At 73.1% G+C, this 17,641-nt stretch carries 19 protein-coding genes and 1 pseudogene; 14 read left to right on the forward strand and 6 right to left on the reverse strand.

What is annotated here, in order from left to right:
- Window positions 1-37: 37 nt before the first annotated feature.
- Window positions 38-1,153 (forward strand): erythromycin esterase family protein, encoded by a 1,116-nt coding sequence (locus tag ACIBO1_RS17790; protein WP_396747580.1) that lies wholly within the window; start codon window positions 38-40, stop codon window positions 1,151-1,153.
- Window positions 1,154-1,366: 213 nt separating this feature from the next.
- Here ACIBO1_RS17790 and gdhA read toward each other — a convergent pair whose 3' ends face one another.
- A complete protein-coding gene (gene gdhA / locus ACIBO1_RS17795; protein WP_396747583.1) occupies window positions 1,367-2,704 on the reverse strand; it encodes an NADP-specific glutamate dehydrogenase in 1,338 nt (445 codons plus the stop codon).
- Window positions 2,705-2,812: 108 nt separating this feature from the next.
- Here gdhA and ACIBO1_RS17800 point away from each other — a divergent pair, with 108 nt between their 5' ends.
- From ACIBO1_RS17800 to ACIBO1_RS17815, 4 genes are read left to right on the forward strand one after another with little or no spacing between them, the layout of a single operon-like run.
- Window positions 2,813-3,157 (forward strand): MazG-like family protein, encoded by a 345-nt coding sequence (locus ACIBO1_RS17800; RefSeq protein ID WP_396747586.1) that lies wholly within the window; start codon window positions 2,813-2,815, stop codon window positions 3,155-3,157.
- Window positions 3,158-3,214: 57 nt separating this feature from the next.
- Window positions 3,215-4,189, forward strand: coding sequence for a hypothetical protein (locus ACIBO1_RS17805; protein WP_396747589.1), 975 nt, complete (start codon window positions 3,215-3,217; stop codon window positions 4,187-4,189).
- Between the two features lie 32 nt (window positions 4,190-4,221).
- Entirely contained in the window at window positions 4,222-5,190 is a 969-nt protein-coding gene (locus ACIBO1_RS17810; protein WP_396747802.1) for a pirin family protein, read from the forward strand.
- Window positions 5,191-5,234: 44 nt separating this feature from the next.
- Window positions 5,235-5,897, forward strand: a complete 663-nt coding sequence (locus ACIBO1_RS17815; protein WP_396747591.1) for a hypothetical protein — start codon at window positions 5,235-5,237, stop codon at window positions 5,895-5,897.
- Between the two features lie 268 nt (window positions 5,898-6,165).
- Here ACIBO1_RS17815 and ACIBO1_RS17820 read toward each other — a convergent pair whose 3' ends face one another.
- On the reverse strand, window positions 6,166-6,438 hold the full coding sequence (locus tag ACIBO1_RS17820; protein ID WP_396747593.1) for a DUF2795 domain-containing protein: 273 nt from the start codon (window positions 6,436-6,438) through the stop codon (window positions 6,166-6,168).
- Between the two features lie 142 nt (window positions 6,439-6,580).
- On the opposite strand from ACIBO1_RS17820, the gene ACIBO1_RS17825 reads away from it, so the two are divergent.
- Complete coding sequence (locus ACIBO1_RS17825; RefSeq protein WP_396747596.1) at window positions 6,581-6,988, forward strand: DUF2267 domain-containing protein; 408 nt, start codon at window positions 6,581-6,583, stop codon at window positions 6,986-6,988.
- A 1-nt stretch (window position 6,989) separates the two neighbouring features.
- On the opposite strand, the gene ACIBO1_RS17830 is transcribed toward ACIBO1_RS17825, so the two are convergent.
- Window positions 6,990-8,162, reverse strand: a complete 1,173-nt coding sequence (locus ACIBO1_RS17830; RefSeq protein ID WP_396747599.1) for a CaiB/BaiF CoA transferase family protein — start codon at window positions 8,160-8,162, stop codon at window positions 6,990-6,992.
- Window positions 8,163-8,419: 257 nt separating this feature from the next.
- On the opposite strand from ACIBO1_RS17830, the gene ACIBO1_RS17835 reads away from it, so the two are divergent.
- From ACIBO1_RS17835 to ACIBO1_RS17855, 5 genes are read left to right on the forward strand one after another with little or no spacing between them, the layout of a single operon-like run.
- Window positions 8,420-9,436, forward strand: coding sequence for a TerC/Alx family metal homeostasis membrane protein (locus ACIBO1_RS17835; RefSeq protein WP_131055065.1), 1,017 nt, complete (start codon window positions 8,420-8,422; stop codon window positions 9,434-9,436).
- A 39-nt stretch (window positions 9,437-9,475) separates the two neighbouring features.
- Window positions 9,476-10,075, forward strand: coding sequence for a sulfite oxidase-like oxidoreductase (locus tag ACIBO1_RS17840; RefSeq protein ID WP_396747603.1), 600 nt, complete (start codon window positions 9,476-9,478; stop codon window positions 10,073-10,075).
- Between the two features lie 8 nt (window positions 10,076-10,083).
- The gene (locus ACIBO1_RS17845) at window positions 10,084-10,806 is read left to right on the forward strand and encodes a ferredoxin reductase (RefSeq protein ID WP_396747606.1); all 723 of its coding nucleotides are present in this window, start codon (window positions 10,084-10,086) and stop codon (window positions 10,804-10,806) included.
- Between the two features lie 12 nt (window positions 10,807-10,818).
- Window positions 10,819-11,106 carry a DUF6510 family protein gene (locus tag ACIBO1_RS17850; RefSeq protein WP_396747608.1) on the forward strand — a complete coding sequence of 96 codons (288 nt, stop codon included), beginning with the start codon at window positions 10,819-10,821 and terminating at the stop codon, window positions 11,104-11,106.
- 48 nt (window positions 11,107-11,154) lie between these two features.
- Window positions 11,155-12,456 (forward strand): NAD(P)/FAD-dependent oxidoreductase, encoded by a 1,302-nt coding sequence (locus ACIBO1_RS17855; protein WP_396747611.1) that lies wholly within the window; start codon window positions 11,155-11,157, stop codon window positions 12,454-12,456.
- A 42-nt stretch (window positions 12,457-12,498) separates the two neighbouring features.
- Here the strand turns inward: ACIBO1_RS17855 and ACIBO1_RS17860 are convergent.
- A pseudogene (locus ACIBO1_RS17860) lies at window positions 12,499-13,143 on the reverse strand (DUF2267 domain-containing protein); the annotation flags it as partial.
- A 228-nt stretch (window positions 13,144-13,371) separates the two neighbouring features.
- Here ACIBO1_RS17860 and ACIBO1_RS17865 point away from each other — a divergent pair.
- Window positions 13,372-13,674, forward strand: a complete 303-nt coding sequence (locus ACIBO1_RS17865) for a hypothetical protein (RefSeq protein ID WP_396747614.1) — start codon at window positions 13,372-13,374, stop codon at window positions 13,672-13,674.
- A 70-nt stretch (window positions 13,675-13,744) separates the two neighbouring features.
- Here ACIBO1_RS17865 and ACIBO1_RS17870 read toward each other — a convergent pair whose 3' ends face one another.
- Complete coding sequence (locus tag ACIBO1_RS17870) at window positions 13,745-14,092, reverse strand: STAS domain-containing protein (protein ID WP_396747617.1); 348 nt, start codon at window positions 14,090-14,092, stop codon at window positions 13,745-13,747.
- 70 nt (window positions 14,093-14,162) lie between these two features.
- A complete protein-coding gene (locus ACIBO1_RS17875) occupies window positions 14,163-14,516 on the reverse strand; it encodes an STAS domain-containing protein (protein WP_396747620.1) in 354 nt (117 codons plus the stop codon).
- A gap of 283 nt (window positions 14,517-14,799) precedes the next feature.
- Here ACIBO1_RS17875 and ACIBO1_RS17880 point away from each other — a divergent pair, with 283 nt between their 5' ends.
- Together ACIBO1_RS17880 and ACIBO1_RS17885 are read left to right on the forward strand one after the other, a co-directional pair.
- Window positions 14,800-16,536, forward strand: a complete 1,737-nt coding sequence (locus ACIBO1_RS17880) for a PP2C family protein-serine/threonine phosphatase (RefSeq protein WP_396747623.1) — start codon at window positions 14,800-14,802, stop codon at window positions 16,534-16,536.
- On the forward strand, window positions 16,533-17,594 hold the full coding sequence (locus ACIBO1_RS17885; protein ID WP_396747626.1) for a B12-binding domain-containing protein: 1,062 nt from the start codon (window positions 16,533-16,535) through the stop codon (window positions 17,592-17,594). The genes ACIBO1_RS17880 and ACIBO1_RS17885 overlap by 4 nt, the downstream gene beginning before the upstream one ends.
- Window positions 17,595-17,641: the final 47 nt, after the last annotated feature.

The following is a 17,641-nucleotide window of genomic DNA, read 5'->3' on the forward strand; positions in this document are numbered from 1 at the left end:
TGACTTCACCTTATGTTGAACTGTGATCGTGCGTCGTATGAGTGGACGGACGCACGACCTCCGGCAGACCGGGCACCGCATCTCATCCCTCGTCGACCACGCCACGATCGTCGGTCTGGGCACCTCCACCCGCGAGGCGCACGAACTCTTCGGCCTCGTCGAGCAGACCACCCACGCGTTGGTCGAATCCGGATTCCGCGTCCTCGCGATGCTCGACAACCCGCGGATCGGTGAGCGGTACGACGAGTTCGTCCAGGGGCAGCAGATCGATCTCGACGCGACGCTCGGCCAGGCGTGGGGGCCGTGGCGGACGACCGAGATGCGCGAGGCGCTCGGTCGGCTGCGCCGGCACAACGAGCGGCACCCGGCGGATCCGGTGCGGATCATCGCGATCGGCGGTTCGCGCGTGTTGCCCGCCGACTACGACCGTGTCGTGGGGCTGCTCGCGCGGCTCGACGCGACGACGGCCACCCGCGTCACGGAGCTGTTCGACGTCATCCGCACCGCCCACGACGACGGCGAGCACGTCCGACGTGCGCGCGGCACCCACCCCGGCACGCCCTTCGTCGACCTCGCCCGCAGCGCCCAGGACCTGGTCGCCGGGCTCGACCGGGGCCCGGAACGTGACGAAGCCCTGTCGATGCTCGATGCGATCGTGGCGCACCATGCCAACGCCATCGGCGCGGGACACGACCTGGCGCGGGAGGAACGGGCCGCTGCCGATCGGCTCCTCGCACACCAACGGCGCACCGGTGACCGCATCGTCTTCTGGGAGGGCAGCGCGCGCGTCGCGGCGCACGAGGTCATGACCGGCGGCCATCTCCGGGCGGCGCTCGGCGACGGGTACGCCGCCGTCCATCTCACCTTCGGCCACGGCCGGATTCCCGAGCGGGACCTTCCCCCGGCGAGCCCGGACTCGCTGGAGGCGATGCTGCTGACCGGCGGGGACGACGACGTACGGGTCGTGGACCTGCGTGCGCCGGATCCGACCGAGATCGCCCCGCTTCTCGGCCGGTCCGCGCGGACCCGAGTGATCTCCGGAATGTACGACCCCGAGCGCGACGAGGAGCACTACCACGAGCTGCCGTCACCCCGTCACAGCTTCGACGTCGTCGCGGTCCTCCCCACCATCACCGCCATCCACCCGACGTAGACCGCCCCGCCCCGCCGCCCCGCGCCGTCTCGCCCCGCCCGCCCCGCCGCCCCGCCCCGCCGCCCCGCCCCGCCGTCCCGCCCCGTTGATCAAGAGGTTTCGGTGCTTTCAGGGCTCATCGAGCACCAAAACTCCTTGATCAACAGGGCGGAGGTGGGGCGGCGGGGGCGGCGGGGGTGGGTGGGGGTAAGGGTGGGGTGGGGGAGGGGGAGGTTAGATCAGGCCTTGGGCGAGCATGGCTTCGGCTACTCGGCGGAAGCCGTTGATGTTGGCGCCGGCCACGTAGTCGCCGGGTAGGCCGTACTCCTCGGCGGTGGCCCAGCAGCGCGCGTGGATGTCGCGCATGGTCTCGCGCAGGCGCTGCTCCGACTCCGCGAACGTCCACGACTCCCGGGCGGCGTTCTGCTGCATCTCCAGGGCGCTGACCGCCACCCCACCGGCGTTGGCCGCCTTGCCGGGCGCGAACCGGACCCCGGCCCGGCCCAGGATGCGGACCGCCTCCGGGGTGGTCGGCATGTTCGCGCCCTCCACCACCGCGACACAGCCGCCGGCGACGAGCTGCGCGGCCTCGGCGCCGCCGATCTCGTTCTGCGTCGCGCACGGCAGGGCCAGGTCGCAGGGGACCTCCCAGGGGGTACGCCCGGCGACGGCGACCGCGTGCGGCACCTCGCGTACGTAGTCGGCGAGCCGGCCCCGGCGGCGTTCCTTCAGGTCCCGCAGCACGTCGAGGTCGATGCCCTTCTCGTCCAGGACGTACCCGGACGAGTCGGAGCAGGCGACCACCCTGCCGCCGAGCTGGTGCACCTTCTGGATCGCGTAGATCGCCACGTTGCCGGCACCGGAGACCACCACCCGCTTGCCGTCCATGCTGTCCCCGCTCTGGGTGAGCATCTCCTCGGCGAAGAACGCCGCGCCGTACCCGGTGGCCTCGGTACGCGCCTGCGCACCGCCGTACGACAGGCCCTTGCCGGTGAGTACGCCCGACTCGTACCGGTTGGTGATCCGCTTGTACTGGCCGAACAGGTAGCCGATCTCCCGGCCGCCCACCCCGATGTCACCGGCGGGCACGTCGGTCTGCGCGCCGATGTGGCGGTACAGCTCGGTCATGTAGCTCTGGCAGAACCGCATCACCTCGCGGTCCGAGCAGCCCTTGGGGTCGAAGTCGGCACCGCCCTTGCCGGCTCCGATCGGCAGCCCGGTGAGCGCGTTCTTGAAGATCTGCTCGAAGCCGAGGAACTTGACGATGCCCAGGTAGACCGAGGGGTGGAAGCGCAGGCCGCCCTTGAACGGGCCGAGGGCGCTGTTGAACTCCACCCGGAATCCCCGGTTCACCCGGACCTGACCCCGGTCGTCCTCCCACGGCACCCGGAAGATGACCTGCCGCTCCGGCTCGCAGATCCGTTCGATGATCCGGGCGTCGGCGTACTCGGGGTGGCGCGCGAGCGCTGGGCCGATGCTCTCCAACACCTCCCGTACGGCCTGGTGGAACTCGGGCTCACCCGGGTTGCGGTTGACCACACTGGCGAACACCGACTCGACCGTCTCCGGCATCACCGACACGTCCTTCCGGTCCGGGCACGGCGTGGTGCCGTGCCTTGTCGCCCCGTCACGCGGTGCCCCCGGATACGGATGGTGACCACTGTCCGGTTCACTGGCAGCGTGGACGAGACGATCTGGACGACTGTACGCACTGCGCGTGACTGGCTGGACGTGACAAACGGCACCGGTGAGGCGGAGCTGACCTGCCGGATGCTCAAGCTCACCGAGGAGGCCGGTGAGGTGGCGGGCGCCTGGATCGGGTTCCTCGGCCAGAACCCCCGCAAGGGGGTCACGCACACCCGGGCGGACGTGGCGGCGGAGCTGGCCGATGTGGCGTTCACCGCGCTGGTCGCCATCGAGAGCCTGGGCCTGGACGCCCGGGAGGTCCTCGGCGACTGCGCCGGCAAGGTCGCCGGGCGGCTGGAGTCGCCGGCCGAGGGCGAGGTTCGTCGCCGAGTTGACTGATCCGACCCGTCCCCTGGCGCGTACCTGCTGGTAGGGGACCGTGGAAGGGGACGTGGAATGGCCGACTCGGAGCACGAGGCGTACCGTCCGACACCCTCGGGACGGGGGTCGGGGGACGAGGTGCCGGCACCGCCGGCCACCGTCGGTGACGACATGCGAGTCACCGACGGCGTGACTGTGGGTGACGACGTGACCGTGGGTGAGGACGAGCCCGGGGACGGGCGGCCGACCTGGTCGGCCGGGGCGCGGCTGCTCGCCGCCGCGGCGGTGCTGATGCTCGGGCTGGGCGCGACGGCCGTGGTGGTGATCCTCTCCGACCCGCACCGACTCGGTCGGGTCTTCTCCGGCGACCTGCCGGAGGTCACCGCCGCGCCCGACGGCACCAGCGGACTGGGCGGTGCGGCCCGGGCGGCGGCGCAGCGCCCCGAGCAGGTCGAGACCGCGCCGCTTGCGGGTCGCCAGCGGGCCAGCTTCGAGCTGGTCGACGGGGTGTCCCGGTTCGACCTGCGGGTGACGGACCTGGGGGAGGAGCTGTACCGGATCATCACACCGGCCGAGTCGGTGACCCGGCTCCGCCCGGAACTGGCCGGCGACCGGGTGCGACTGCGGCTGACCCAGGACGGTACCGGGCCGGGCGAGGTCGAGGTGCTGCTCAACGCCCGGGTGCGCTGGCAGGTGTCGCTCAACGGTGGCAGCACCGAACGGCGGCTGGACCTCGCCGCCGCCCGGTTGAGCGGCCTGGAACTGGCCGGTGGGGCGACCCGGACCACGCTGCGGCTGCCCGCCGTGGAGGGACTGGTCGTGGTGCGGGTGACCGGCGGGGTCAACCGGTTCGATGTCACCGTGGTCGGCAGCGTCCCGGTCCGCGTCCGGTCGGTCGCCGGTGCCGGCGCGGTCGCCGTCTACGACGAGCGCCTCGACGGCGTCGCCCCGCAGACGGTGCTCGGGTCGCCGGGGTGGGACCGGGCCGGCGACCGGATCTTCCTGGACCTGGTGGCGGGCGCGAACCGGGTGACCGTACGCGGAGGCTGAGCGGGCCCGGCGCACGGGCGTACAGTCGGATGGTGGAACGTGCCGAGTCGATGCCCGCGCAGACCCGACCACCCGGTGTGGCCACCGTCGACCCCGGCAGCGTCCTGTTGCCCGGCCACGACGTGCCGTTGGGGCGCTACACCACGGTGCGTCGGCTGCTGCCGCAACGCACCCGCCGGATGGTCGGCGCCTGGTGCTTCGTGGACCATTTCGGTCCGGACGACGTGGCGCAGCGGCCGGGCATGGAGGTGCCCCCGCACCCGCACACCGGCCTACAGACCGTGACCTGGCTGCTCGACGGCGAGATCCTGCACCGGGACAGCCTCGGCAACGTGCAACCGATCCGGCCCGGCCAGCTCAACGTGATGACCTCCGGTCACGGGATAGCCCACTCCGAGCGGTCACCGGCCGCCCATCCGCCACTGATGCACGGCGTGCAGCTCTGGGTGGCGCTGCCGGACCCGGCCCGGGCCGGCGCGGCCGACTTCGCCCACCACGCCGAGCTGCCCCGGTGGCGCGACGGCGACCTGGACGTCACCCTGCTGGTCGGTGACCTCGGCGGCGAGGTCTCGCCGGCCCGGGTGCACACCCCGCTGCTCGGCGCGCAGCTCGACCTGCGCGGTGCGGGTCCGGTCGGGGTGCCGTTGCGCCGCGACTTCGAGTACGCGCTGCTGGTGCTCGACGGTGCCGCCGAGGTGGACGACGTGGCGGTGGAGCCCGGGGCGCTGCTCTGGCTCGGCGTCGGCCGGGACACCCTGACCGTGCGCGGTGGGCCGGGTGCTCGGCTGATGTTGCTCGGCGGGACGCCGTTCGAGGAGCCGCTGGTGATGTGGTGGAACTTCGTCGGCCGCAGCCACGAGGAGATCGCCACCGCCCGGGAGGACTGGATGGCCGGTCGGCGGTTCGGGGTGGTCGCCGACGATCCCGACCCGCCGCTGCCCGCCCCGGCCCTGCCCACGGTCCGGCTCAAGGCCCGGGACCGTTCGGGCGGCTTCCACTGACCGCGTCGTAGGCGTGTCCGCCGTCGGCGCGGGTAACAGCCGGCATGACCAGCACCGTCTCCACCGTCGAGGACCGCAGACGCCTGGCCCGGCGGCTCGCCGGCAGCGGCCGGGGTTTCGCCGAGCAGTACGGCTTCCGGGTCACCAACAACCCCGCCAGCCTGTTCCAGGTGCTCTGCCTGGCGGTCCTGCTGGCCCGCCGGGGCGACTTCCGGCGTGCGCTGGACAGCGCGCACGCGCTGCCCGACGCCGGGTGGGACAGCGCGGCCCGGCTGGCGCGCGCGCCCCACGCCGACCTGGTCCGGGTGCTGCGCGAGCGCGGCCGGCGCGGTGACGTGGACGCGGTGGCCACGCTGCTCGGCGATCTGGCCCGGGCGGTGCGCGACGAGTACGCCGGTGACCTGCGCCGGCTGCGCTCCGCCGCCGGTTACGACCCGGCTCGGCAGCGTGCCCTGCTGGCCGCACTGCCCGGCGTGGACGGCGAGGCGGTGGACCTGTTTCTCCGCGAGGCGCAGGCGCTGTGGCGGGAGGTCGGGCCGGTGGCCGATCGGCGTGCCCTGACCGCGGCCCGTCGCCTCGGACTGGGCCGGTCCACCGAGGACCTCGCCGCGCTGTCCGGCGGTCGCGAATCGGAGCGCTTCGCCTGGCTCGTGGGGGCGCTGGCGCGGGTCGATCTGGAGCGACGGTATGCCGAACCGACCGGATGAATACCTTTGTCGGCACCCCCTGTCCGTTCGGCTGATGGCGTGCGGTAAGGTGGTCGCAGTAGCAACCACCTGGTTCGGGTGGTTGTCGCCGTCTGGTCATGGCAACCCGGTTCGGGTTCGCCGTGCCACCAGGGCAGGCGATTACGTAGCGGCGCTCCCGGTCGCGGTTCGCGGCCGGGGCGCCCGCCTGTCGGAGTCCTGTCGGGTGCACCGACCTCGACACGCCGAGGGCCGGTCCGGGCGGTTCGCCCGTCGACCGGCCGCCGGATCAGATGCTGCGCAGGTGCTGCGACACCCGTTGGTGACGCTTGTCGCGTCCGGCCGCGCCGCGCTGCGCGTCGTCGGCGGTCTCGCTCGCGTCGATGTGCGCGGAACGGGCCACCTCGGTGCTGTTCGCGTAGTCCACCGGCGGCAGCGCGCGCAGGGCCTGCACCACGTCCGGCGGCGCACCCTCGCGTTCGGCCTCGCGGACCACGTCGTCCTTGCCGGCGGGGTAGTCCAGGCTGGACAGGTACTGCAGGACGTCGGCGTAACTCGCCATGGGTTCGGCTCCTCCCGGCTGCGATCGGGCCACGACCGGCGGCGGTTACCCGCCGAGGCCGCCGTCACGCCCGGCTCGGGGGAAAATCGGCCGCCGTTTCCGGCCCGCCGCGCCGGGTAACCGCCGCCCGAGGGGGTACGCGATGGACTACGACACGTTCGTCGACCAGGTCGCCCGGCGGGCCGGCACCACGCCGGAGCGGGCGGTGGACCTGACCCGGGCGACGTTGGCGACGTTGGCCGAGCGGCTGACCGGCGGGGAGGCACTGGACCTGGCCCTGCAACTGCCGGTGCCGCTGCGGCAGTCGATGCGGGCGACACCGGACGGCGAGGCGGCGCAGCGGTTCGACGCCGACGAGTTCACCGCCCGGGTGGCGTTCCGCCTCGGGGTGCAGACGTCGGCGGCCCGAGGCGGGGTCCGCGCGGTCTTCGCCGCGCTGCGCGAGGCGCTGGCCGGCGAGTTCGACACGCTGATGGTCCAACTGCCCCGCGACTACCGCGACATGGTCGAACCCGCGCTGGCCCCCGGCGCGACACTGCGACGCCGGTGACTCAGCCCACCGCGCCGTCGGCCCGCAGCGCGGCCACCCGCTCCGGGGCGTAGCCGACCTCGGCGAGGACCTCGTCGGTGTGCTCGCCCGGCCAGGGCGGCGGGCGGCGTACCGAGGTGGGGGTGCCGGAGAAGCGGGGCGCCGGGGCCGGTTGCACCACCCCGTCCCGGACCACGAACGTGTCCCGCGCGACCAGGTGCGGGTGCTCCGCCGCCTCGGCCCAGTCCAGCACCGGGGCCACGCAGGCGTCGGAGGCGGTGAGCAAGGCCGCCCACTCGTCCCGGGTACGCGTCCGGAACAGCCGCGCCCAGGCGGCACGCAACGCCGGCCAGTTCGCCGGGTCGGTCCGGTCCGGTGCCTCGTCGCCCGGCAGCGGGAACCCGGTGCGGCGGACCAGTTCCTCGTAGAAGCGCGGCTCCAACGCGCCGACCGCGACGTGCCGCCCGTCCGCGCACTCGTAGGTGTCGTAGAACGGCGCGCCGCCGTCGAGCAGGTTCACGCCACGCGGGTCCTGCCAAAGGCCGAGCCCGCGCAACGCGTGGATCTGCGTGCCGAGCACCGCCACCCCGTCCACGATGGCCGCGTCGATCACCTGGCCGGTGGCGCCGCCGCGTACCGCGTAGAGCGCGGAGACCAGGCCCAGGGCCAGCATCATCCCGCCGCCGCCGAAGTCGCCGAGCAGGTTGAGCGGGGGCACCGGCCGATCGTCGGCCCGCCCGATGCCGTGCAGCGCGCCGGTCAACGCGAGGTAGTCGATGTCGTGCCCGGCGTACGGGGCGCTCGGTCCGTCCTGCCCCCAGCCGGTCATCCGGCCGTACACCAGCTTCGGGTTGACCGCGTGGCAGTCGGCCGGACCGAGACCGAGACGCTCGGTCACCCCGGGCCGGAATCCCTCGATCAGCGCGTCCGCGCCGTCGACCAGGGCCAGCACCACCTCGCGTCCACCGGCGGACTTCAGGTCCACGCCGACGGAGCGTCGTCCCCGGTTGAGCAGGTCGGGATGGGCGGTGCCGAAGGCCGAGGGGTCCACGTCGGTGGCCCGGTCCACCCGGACCACGTCCGCGCCGAGGTCGGCAAGCATCATCGCGGCGAAGGGGCCGGGACCGATCCCGGCCAGCTCGACCACGCGTACTCCGGCCAGCGGGCCGGCCGCCTGCTCTGCGGTCACCGTCATCACGATAGGCGCTCGTGTCCGAGTCCGGTACCGGCATCGTCACTGCGCGTTCCGACCTGGTCGGATGCGGTCGACGCCGATAGGTGCCCCCGTCTGGCGGGTCGGATCGGGCTGTCCTAATCTTGGCGGTACGAGGGGAGTACTTCCCACGAACCATACCGGTCAGTACGGCGCGCCCCGGGTGTGCCTCGGGTGGTTGCCCACCGAAACGTGGGTGAAGGAGACCTCGAACATGACACGGTGTTCGAGGAGGCCCCATGTCCGAATTGTCCTACGCTGCTGCCGGTTTGCAGTCGGTGGGTACACCCACCCTCTGGGCGGTGACGATCGCGGGCGTGCTGGCCCTGCTGGTGCTCGACTTCGTGGTGACCCGCAAACCCCACGAGGTGTCCCTGCGGGAGGCACTGGGTTGGTCGACCTTCTACATCGCGCTGCCGCTGGCCTTCGGTGCCTGGGTGTGGTCCGAGTTCGGCTCGGAACGGGGCTTCGAGTACCTGACCGGCTATCTGGTCGAGAAGTCGCTGTCGGTGGACAACCTGTTCGTGTTCATGCTGCTGTTGGCGGCGTTCGCGGTGCCCACCGAGTTGGCCCAGCGGGTGCTGCTGTTCGGTATCACCGGGGCGTTGGTGCTGCGGGGCATCTTCATCGCGTTGGGTGCGGCGGCGTTGCAGACGCTGGACTTCGCGTTCCTGATCTTCGCGTTGATCCTGTTGTTCACCGCCGCGAAGTTGCTGCGGGACGCGTTCACCGGGCACGAGCAGTCGGTGGACATCGGCAACATGCGCTCGGTGCGGCTGCTGCGCCGGTTCATGCCGGTGGTGCAGGAGTACCACGGCACCAAGATGACCGTGCGGGTCGACGGCCGCCGCGCTCTCACTCCGCTGGCGCTGGTGGTGGTGGCCGTCTTCGCCACCGACGTGGTCTTCGCGGTGGACTCGGTGCCGGCGGTGTACGGCATCACCGAGGACCCCTATCTGGTCTTCGCCACGAACGCCTTCGCGCTGCTGGGCCTGCGGGCGCTCTACTTCGTGCTGCACGCCGCGCTCAGCCGCCTGGTCCACCTCACCTACGGCCTGGCGATCATCCTGGCGTTCATCGGCGTCAAGCTCGGCCTGCACTGGGCGCACGGCATCTGGGAGGGCGTGCCGGAGATCCCGACCGTGGCGTCCCTGCTGGTCATCATCGGGGTGCTGACGGTCGTGACGATCACCAGCCTGCGCGCCACCCGCAACGTGGTGCCGGGCTCCAAGGAGGTCGTCACCGAACGGAAGTGACCGACCCCGCGGCGGGGCCGGGCGTGGTACGACTGTGCGGTGGGTATCGTCACGCCCGGCTTCCAGGGTCGGCCACGCGCCGACGCACCGGACCTGCCACCCGGTCAGTACTTGACACCCGACTTCCCCGTGCTCTCCGCCGGCCCCACACCGAAGGTGCCGCGCGAGAGCTGGGAGTTCGTCATCACCACCGAGACCGGCACGGAGTACCGCTGGTCCTGGGCCGAGATGATGGCGCTGCCGCAGGAGACCCCGACGGTCGACATCCACTGCGTCACCCGCTGGTCGAAGCTCGGCACCACCTGGCAGGGCGTCTCGCTGGACACCCTGCTGGACGGGGTGGACACCGCGGCGGACTACGCCCTCGCCCACTCCTACGGCGGCTACAGCACCAACCTGCCGCTGGAGGACCTGACGGACGGTCGGGCCTGGCTGGTGCACACCTACGACGACGCGGAGTTGCCCGCCGAGCACGGCGGGCCGGCCCGGCTGCTGGTGCCGCACCTGTACTTCTGGAAGTCCGCCAAGTGGGTGCGCGGCATCCGGCTGGGCCTGGAGGACACCCCCGGTTTCTGGGAGACCGCCGGCTATCACGACTACGGGGATCCGTGGCGTGAGCAGCGGTACCAGGGCGATTGAGCGGGCGGATGCGGTGGCAGCAGGCCCGGCTGGTGCACCGCCGGGTCGAGACGCCCACCGCGCACACGCTGGTGCTCCAGGTGCCGGGCTGGCCCGCCCACGTACCCGGGCAGCACGTGGACCTGCGGCTCACCGCATCCGACGGATACCAGGCCGCCCGGTCGTACTCGCTGGCCGCGCCGGCCGACGGCGACCGCATCGAGGTGACCGTCCAGCGGGTGCCCGACGGCGAGGTGTCGCCGTTCCTGGTCGACGGCTACCGAGAGGGTGACCCGATCGAGGTGCGCGGCCCGATCGGCGGCTGGTTCGTCTGGCGGCCGACGCAGACCGACCCGGTGCTGCTGGTCGCCGGTGGCTCGGGGCTGGTGCCCCTGATGGCGATGATCCGCGCCCGTCGGGCCGCCGGCAGCCGCACCCCGTTCCGGCTGATCTACTCCGTCCGCACCCCGACCGACGTGTTCTACGCCGACGAGCTGCGGCGGCGGGTACGCGACGACGCCGGCCTGGACGTCGCGTACGTCTACACCCGCGAGGCGCCGGACGGCTGGACGGGCGAACCGCACAGGCTCGGCCTTGCCGACGTCAACACGCACGGCTGGCCGCCGGAGCTGACGCCGCTGGTCTATGTCTGCGGCCCCACCGGTTTCGTGGAGACCGTCTCCGACCTGCTCGTCGGCCTGGGCCACCCGGCACGGCGGGTACGCACCGAACGCTTCGGCCCGACCGGCTGAGAGGAGCCACGGATGACCGCGCTGCCGTACGTGGACGGGAACATGCTCGACGGCCCGCTGGGGGAGGTGTTCGCGGTGGACCTGAGCACGGCCACCGGCCGCTGCGCCCACTGCGGCACGGCCGGCCCGATGGCCGGACTGCGGGTCTACTCGCACGCGCCGGGACTGGTGGCCCGCTGTCCGGCCTGTTCAGACGTGATGCTGCGGCTGGTCCGCGCACCGGACCGGGCCTGGCTGGACCTGCGGGGCGCCACCTTCCTCCGGTTCCCGATGCCACCGGACCGACCCGTGGGTCGGTAGGTCGCCGGGGCGACGTTTGTCGGCTCGCGGGGTGGGAACGGGCCCGGAATGACGAAGCCTCGTGTGGTGATCGTGGGGGCCGGTTTCGCCGGGTACCACGCGGCGAAGACGCTGAGCCGGCTGGCCCGCGACCGGGCCGAGATCGTCCTGCTGAACTCGACCGACTACTTCCTCTATCTGCCGCTGCTGCCCGAGGTGGCCGCCGGAGTGGTGGAGCCGGGTCGGATCGCGGTGCCGCTGACCGGCACGTTGAACGGGGTCCGGGTGGTCATCGGCGAGGCCGACCACGTCGACCTGCAGAACCGGTGGGTCGGGTTCACCCAGCCCGAGGGGGAGCGCAACCGGCTGGCGTACGACCGACTGATCCTCGCCGTCGGCAGCGTCAACAAGCTGCTGCCCATCCCCGGGGTGACCGAGTACGCGCACGGTTTCCGGGGTCTGCCGGAGGCGCTCTACCTGCACGACCACGTGGTCCGCCAGATCGAGTTGGCCGAGCAGGCCGAGGATCCGGCCGAGCAGCAGGCGCGGGCCACGTTCGTGGTGGTGGGCGCCGGCTACACCGGGACCGAGGTGGCCGCGCACGGGCAACTCTTCACCGACGAGTTGACCGCCCAGCGTCCCCGGTTGCCGATCCGCCCGAAGTGGATGCTGCTGGACGTCGCGCCCCGGGTGCTGCCCGAGCTGGACCGGCGGATGTCGCGTACCGCCGACCGGGTGCTGCGCCGACGCGGGGTCGACGTGCGGATGGGCACCTCGGTGGCGGTCGCCACCGCCGACGGGGTCACCCTCACCGACGGGGAGTACGTGCCGACCTGCTCCCTGATCTGGTGCGTCGGCGTACGCCCGGACCCGTTCGTGGCGCAACTGGGCCTGCGGACGGAGAAGGGGCGGCTGGTCGTCGACGAGTACCTCAACGTGCCCGGTTTTCCCGAGGTGTACGCCTGCGGCGACGCCGCCGCCGTGCCCGACCTGACCCGGCCCGGCGAGATCTGCACGATGACCGCCCAGCACGCCCAGCGGCAGGGCAAGCTCGCCGCGCACAACATCGCCGCCTCCTACGGGCAGGGGCGGCGTCGGCCGTACAAGCACCACGACCTCGGCTGGGTGGTCGACCTCGGTGGCAAGCAGGCGGCGGCGAACCCGCTCAAGGTGCCGTTGTCGGGTCTGCCGGCGAAGGCGGTGACCCGGGGATACCACCTGTTGGCCATGCCGGGCAACCGGGCCCGGGTCAGCGCCGACTGGCTGCTCGACGCCGCGTTGCCCCGCTCGGCGGCGCAGTTGGGCCTGATCCCCGCCGACGCGGTGCCGTTGGAGAGCGAGTCGCCGGAGCTGCCGAGCCACGCCCGCTGACCGGCCGCCGGGCGGGGGACGCCCGCCCGGCGGCGGGGATCAGCCGGCTGCCGGCGGGTCCAGCAGGTCGCGCAACCCGTCCGGTACGTCCAGCGACTCGACCAGGTCGCGGTCCTGCTCGGCGAGCGCCGCCAGCGTGGCCTCGGCCTGGTAGCGGGCCTGTTCCGGGGTACGGCCGCTGATCCGGCCCACCTCGGACAGGAACCCGGACAGGTCCTGGTGGCGTCGGATGCCGTCGACCGGCACGACGTCGTGCAGCGAGGCCGGTACCGCCCGCAGCAGGCGCTGGCGTTCGCCGGCCTCCAGGGCCGCGGCCAGCACGAGCACGGTCGACTCGACTCCGACCTTGGCGGTACGGAAGTCGACGCCGGATCGCCGGACGACGTCGTCGACGAGTTCCCGGTATCCCATGCTGGTGATCCCTGGGGCGTTCGTGCCCGGCTCGGGTCGGGGCCGAGGGTTCGCGGCGACGCCGGCCGGCGGAGGTGTGGGTCCACCTCGCGTCGTGTCCGGTTTGCGGCTCTTTCCGGCCGGCGGCGGGCCGGCGCGCTTGGCCTGCTTCAGGTGCGTGGGCTGCTTGGAGGCGCTCAGGCTCGCGCCGGTGTCGGCGGCCTGCATGCCGCGCTCGCGGGCCTGCCGGGCCAGAGCACGGCGGCGCTGGTTGTCGCCCTCCATCTGCTTGCGCACGGTGACACCTCGCTTCCGTCGGTTCTCGTCGGGCCTCACCACGTCGCGTTCCCGTTGCCACCGAGCAGGAAACGACCGCCCGGGACGGCGAGACGATCGCCCGGGATGCGCCGGAGGCTTCATCCGGCCCGGGTGAGGGGCGCTCACCCGCGTCGGCCGGACGATCGGTATGGCCGGAGAACCCGGTGTGAGGCACGAACTTCCGAGGCACGCGGAAGGGAAGGTCCGATGAAGCAGATTGTCGAGATCGTCCCCGCCCGACCGGGCTGGTACGCGCGATGGCGTCTGACCGCCGAGAGCACCCGGTGTTACCCGGTGACGCTGTGGGCGTTGCTGGAGGAGTCCGACGGCACCGGCCGGGAGGTGATCGGTGTCGACTGTGCCGGCCAGTGGCCCGGCGCGGAGGACGACGGCACGGACGGGGAGTTCGTCCGATATCTGTTCCAACCGCCGGAGGCGGGACCTCCCGACGACGCGGAGAGCATCGCCGAGCCGCAGCGCATGGGCACCCGTCCGGTTCCGACGCCCTGAGCCATCCTCCGGTCCCCGGCCCCTGGTCCCAGGGTCGGGGACCACCCCTGCCGGGCCGCGTCTCGCGCGTTCAGCCGACCGCGGTGATGCCGTCGCCGTCCACGGCCGGCGGCAGTTGCAGCAGCTCGGCCAGGCCGGTGCGGTCCAGCAGTTGACGCAGGGACGGGTTGACGTTGACCAGCCGGATCGGGTCGGACCCTCGGCGATGGGCCACCACGAAGGCACTCAGCCCGGAGGAGTCGCAGAGGGCGACCCCGGCGAGGTCGATGACGAGTTGCTGATAGCCGGAACGGTGCAGCTCCGTGACGGCGGCGATCAGGTCGGGTGCGCTGTCGAAGTCCAGGTCACCGGTCAGCCGCAGCTCGGCGCGCCCGGCGTCGAGACGGCTGACCTCGATGGCCAACAGCGATGAGGACATGACTCCATGCTCCCAGCCCGTGCGTCTGACGCAAGTCGCGGGGTCGGCGTTTTCCCCGGAGACTGTTTTTTCACGCGGTGACGGTCGGCTGGTCCTCCGGCCCGGTCGCCGGTCCGCCGCCGCCGACCGCACGGGCGAGCAGTCCGGTGACACCGGTCATGTCGAGGATGGTCTCCAGGAAGCGCGGCACCGCGCGCAACTCCACCGTGCTGCCGTGCTGCTGCCCCTCACGCCAGGCATGCACGATGACGCTGAGCCCGGTGCTGTCGATGAACTGCAGGTCGGCGAAGTCGAGCACGAGCGTGGCGGGACCGGTGCCGAGCAGCCGGTCGATCTCCACCCGCAGCGGGGTCGCCGTGGTGTAGGCCAGGTCGCCACCCACCCGGATCACGGGTGCCCGGGGATCGGCCCGGTCGACCGACATGCTCAGTGGCGTCGACTCGGGTCTCCGACCGTGTGACAGCAACGATCAGCCTTCCGCAGGGTGGGTGGCAGGGGCGTTCCGGATCGTAACAATCCCTGAGCTGCCCCGCCTCCCGGGCGCGACCGGCCCGGACGCCTCCGCCGACCTGCCTCCCGCAGGCCCGGCCACCCGGCTGCGCTGCCGGGTGGCGGTGCGGCGGGAGCAGCGTAGGGTGGGTGGAGGAACGCGACCGCGCACCCCGCGCAACGCGGGTGCGGAATCGACAAGGAGTAGGGCCGAGCTGGTGACGGGTGCCGACGTCAGGGATCTCGAGCCCGGCGACGGACGGTTTACCCCGCCGCGTGTCGCCCGGGTCTCGGCATGGCGCTCAGATGCGCCCCGGACCGCCGGTCTCTCCGCCCTGGAGCGCTCCCACGCCGCGGCCGACTGGCCCGAGGTGGTCGAGCACCTCCGTGAGGGACTCGTGGTGTGCGGTCCCGACGACACCGTGTGGCACGTGAGCCCGGTCGCCGAGCGCCTGCTGCCGGAGATCACCGTCGGCGGCACGCTCGGCACGGTCGACGGATTACGTACCGAACAGACCGAATTCGTTCACCACGGCCGCCGACTCCGGGCCCGACGGGTGCCGCTGACGGCCGGTCGGAGCTGCTGGTACGTGGAGGACGTCAGCGAGAGCGCCGCGCGCGCCGACGCGCTCTCGGCCGAGCGGGCCAGATCCGCCTTCCTGGCCGTGGTCGGCGAGAAGCTCGGCAACCCGCTGCATCCGGACCGGGCCGCCGCGGCCGTGGTCCGACTCGCCGTACCCACCCTCGCGGAGGTGGCGGTGCTGGTCATGGCGCCGCGCTCCGGCCGGGTCCGCTGGTGGCGGGCCAGCCGCGCCGACGACGAGGCGCCGGTGGTGGACCGGGGCGTGCTCTCCGCCACCGAGCTGCCCCCGGCCGTCTCCGACAGCCTCCAGGTCGTCCAGCCGCACACCGTCGACTGGCTCGTCGAGCAGGCCGTCGAGGCGGGCTGGCTGCCCGGGATGTCCGCCGCCGACGTGTGTGCCCGGCTGGTGCAACTACCCGGCCGGGACGCGCCCGCGGGTGTGCTGCTGGTGGCCCGGGCGGCCACCGACTGGTACGCCGAGGAGGACGTCGACCTGATCCGCGCGTTCGCCGCCCGCGCCGGTGCCGCGCTGACCACCGCACTGCTCTATCGCGAGCAGGCGGAGGTGGCCGACACCCTGCAGTCCAGCCTGCTCCCGGTGGCGCCGGCGGAGGCGCCGGGCGTGCAGTGGGGTACGGCGTACCGTCCGGCCCAGGCGGGGCTGCGCATCGGCGGCGACTTCTACGGCTCGCACCGGCTGCCCGACGGCGGCTCGGTGTTCTTCCTCGGCGACGTCTCCGGCAAGGGTGTGGAGGCGGCCGTCTTCACCGGCCAGCTCCGGCAGTGCCTGCACGCGCTGCACCGGGTCGAGCAGCAGCCCGCCCGGCTGTTGCAACTGCTCAACGACGCGCTGCTGGAGACCACCCTGGCCCACGGGCAGGGCCGGTTCGCCACGCTGGTGCTGGGTGTGGTCCGGCCGCACCGCGACGGCGGCCTGTCGCTGACCCTGGCCGGCGGTGGGCACCTGCCCCCGCTGGTGCTGCGGGCCTCCGGCGAGGTCGAGCAGTTGCCGCTGCGCGGAATGCTCATCGGCGTCGTGCCGGACCCGCGCGTCGGCCAGGTCACCGTCCGACTGGCCCCCGGTGAGACCTGCCTGCTCTACAGCGACGGGGTGACCGAGGCGCGCGGCGGGCGGCGGGGCGACGAGCAGCTCGGCACCGACCGGCTGGTGCAGGCGGTCACCGGCTGCCAGCGGATGCCCGCACCCGCCCTCGCCGAGCGGATCGAGCAGGTCACCGGCGACTGGCTGGCCCACCGCGACCACGACGACATCGCGGTGCTCGCGCTGCGCGCCACCGGCGCCGGTCCGCGCTCGCACCGGCACCTGCACGCGGTGCCCGCCCCGCCCGGGGACGGGACGACCGGGTCGTGACCACCGCGACCAGGGGTGTCCTCGACGCCACCGCGTACGAGGAGTATCTGCGCTGTCTCGCCGAGGCCGACGAGCCGGCCGCCATCGAGGTGGCCCGGGGCCTGCTCGACGGTGGGGTGGCGGCCGAACGGGTGCTGCTCAACCTGGTCGCCCCGGCCCAGGCCGAGGTGGGGGAGCGGTGGGCCCGCAACGAGTGGAGCGTGGCCCAGGAACACGCCGCCACCCACATCAGCGAGCGGGTGGTGGCGGCGGTCGCCGCGTACTGCCAGGTGCAGCCCACCCGGGGCCGGATCGTGGTGGCCTGCATGGACGGCGAGTGGCACGCGCTGCCGGCCCGGCTGGTCGCCGAGATGCTGCGGCTGCGCGGCTGGCAGGTCACCTTCCTGGGGGCCAGCGTGCCCGCCGCGCACCTGGTGTCGTACCTGCACCGGCACGACGCGGACGCGGTCGCGCTGGCGTGCGCGCTGCCGATGCGGTTGCCGCACGCGCACCGCATGGTGGAGGCCTGCCAGCGGGCGGACGTGCCGGTGGTGGTCGGCGGGCGGGGCTTCGGGGTGGACGGCCGCTGGGCGCGGCGTCTGGGCGTGCTGTGGGCGCCCGACGGTCCGACCGCGGCCCGTCTGCTCGCCGACGAGCGCACGCTGCGGGCCGGGCCGCCGGCCGCCAGCCTGGCGCACCTCGCCGACGACGAGTACGCCGCCCTGGTCGCCCGGCGCGGCGAACTGATCGACAGCGCGTTGGTCGACCTGGCGCAGCGGCATCCGGCCGCCCGGGACTACAGCCCGGCACAGCTCGACTCGACGGTCAGCGACCTCGGCCACATCCTGGACTTCCTGGCCGCCGCGCTCTATGTCGACGACGACACGCTGTTCACCGAGTTCGTCGACTGGCTGGCGGCCGTCCTGGACAGTCGCGGCGTGCCGGAGGTCGCGGTGGACGTCGTCCTGAGCCACTACGCCCGCGTCCTGCAGGACTTCCCCCGTGCCGCCGGATACCTCCGGTCGGGACGCTCGGTGGTCGCGGCGCGCTGTGCCCGCTCGGCACCCGCCGGGGCGTAAGATCCGGCCGGCCGTCAGGCTGGCACTATACTTGCGCCACTGCAAGC

Origin of the sequence: Micromonospora sp. NPDC049903 (genome assembly GCF_044460945.1) — a bacterium.
Lineage (GTDB): Bacteria > Actinomycetota > Actinomycetes > Mycobacteriales > Micromonosporaceae > Micromonospora.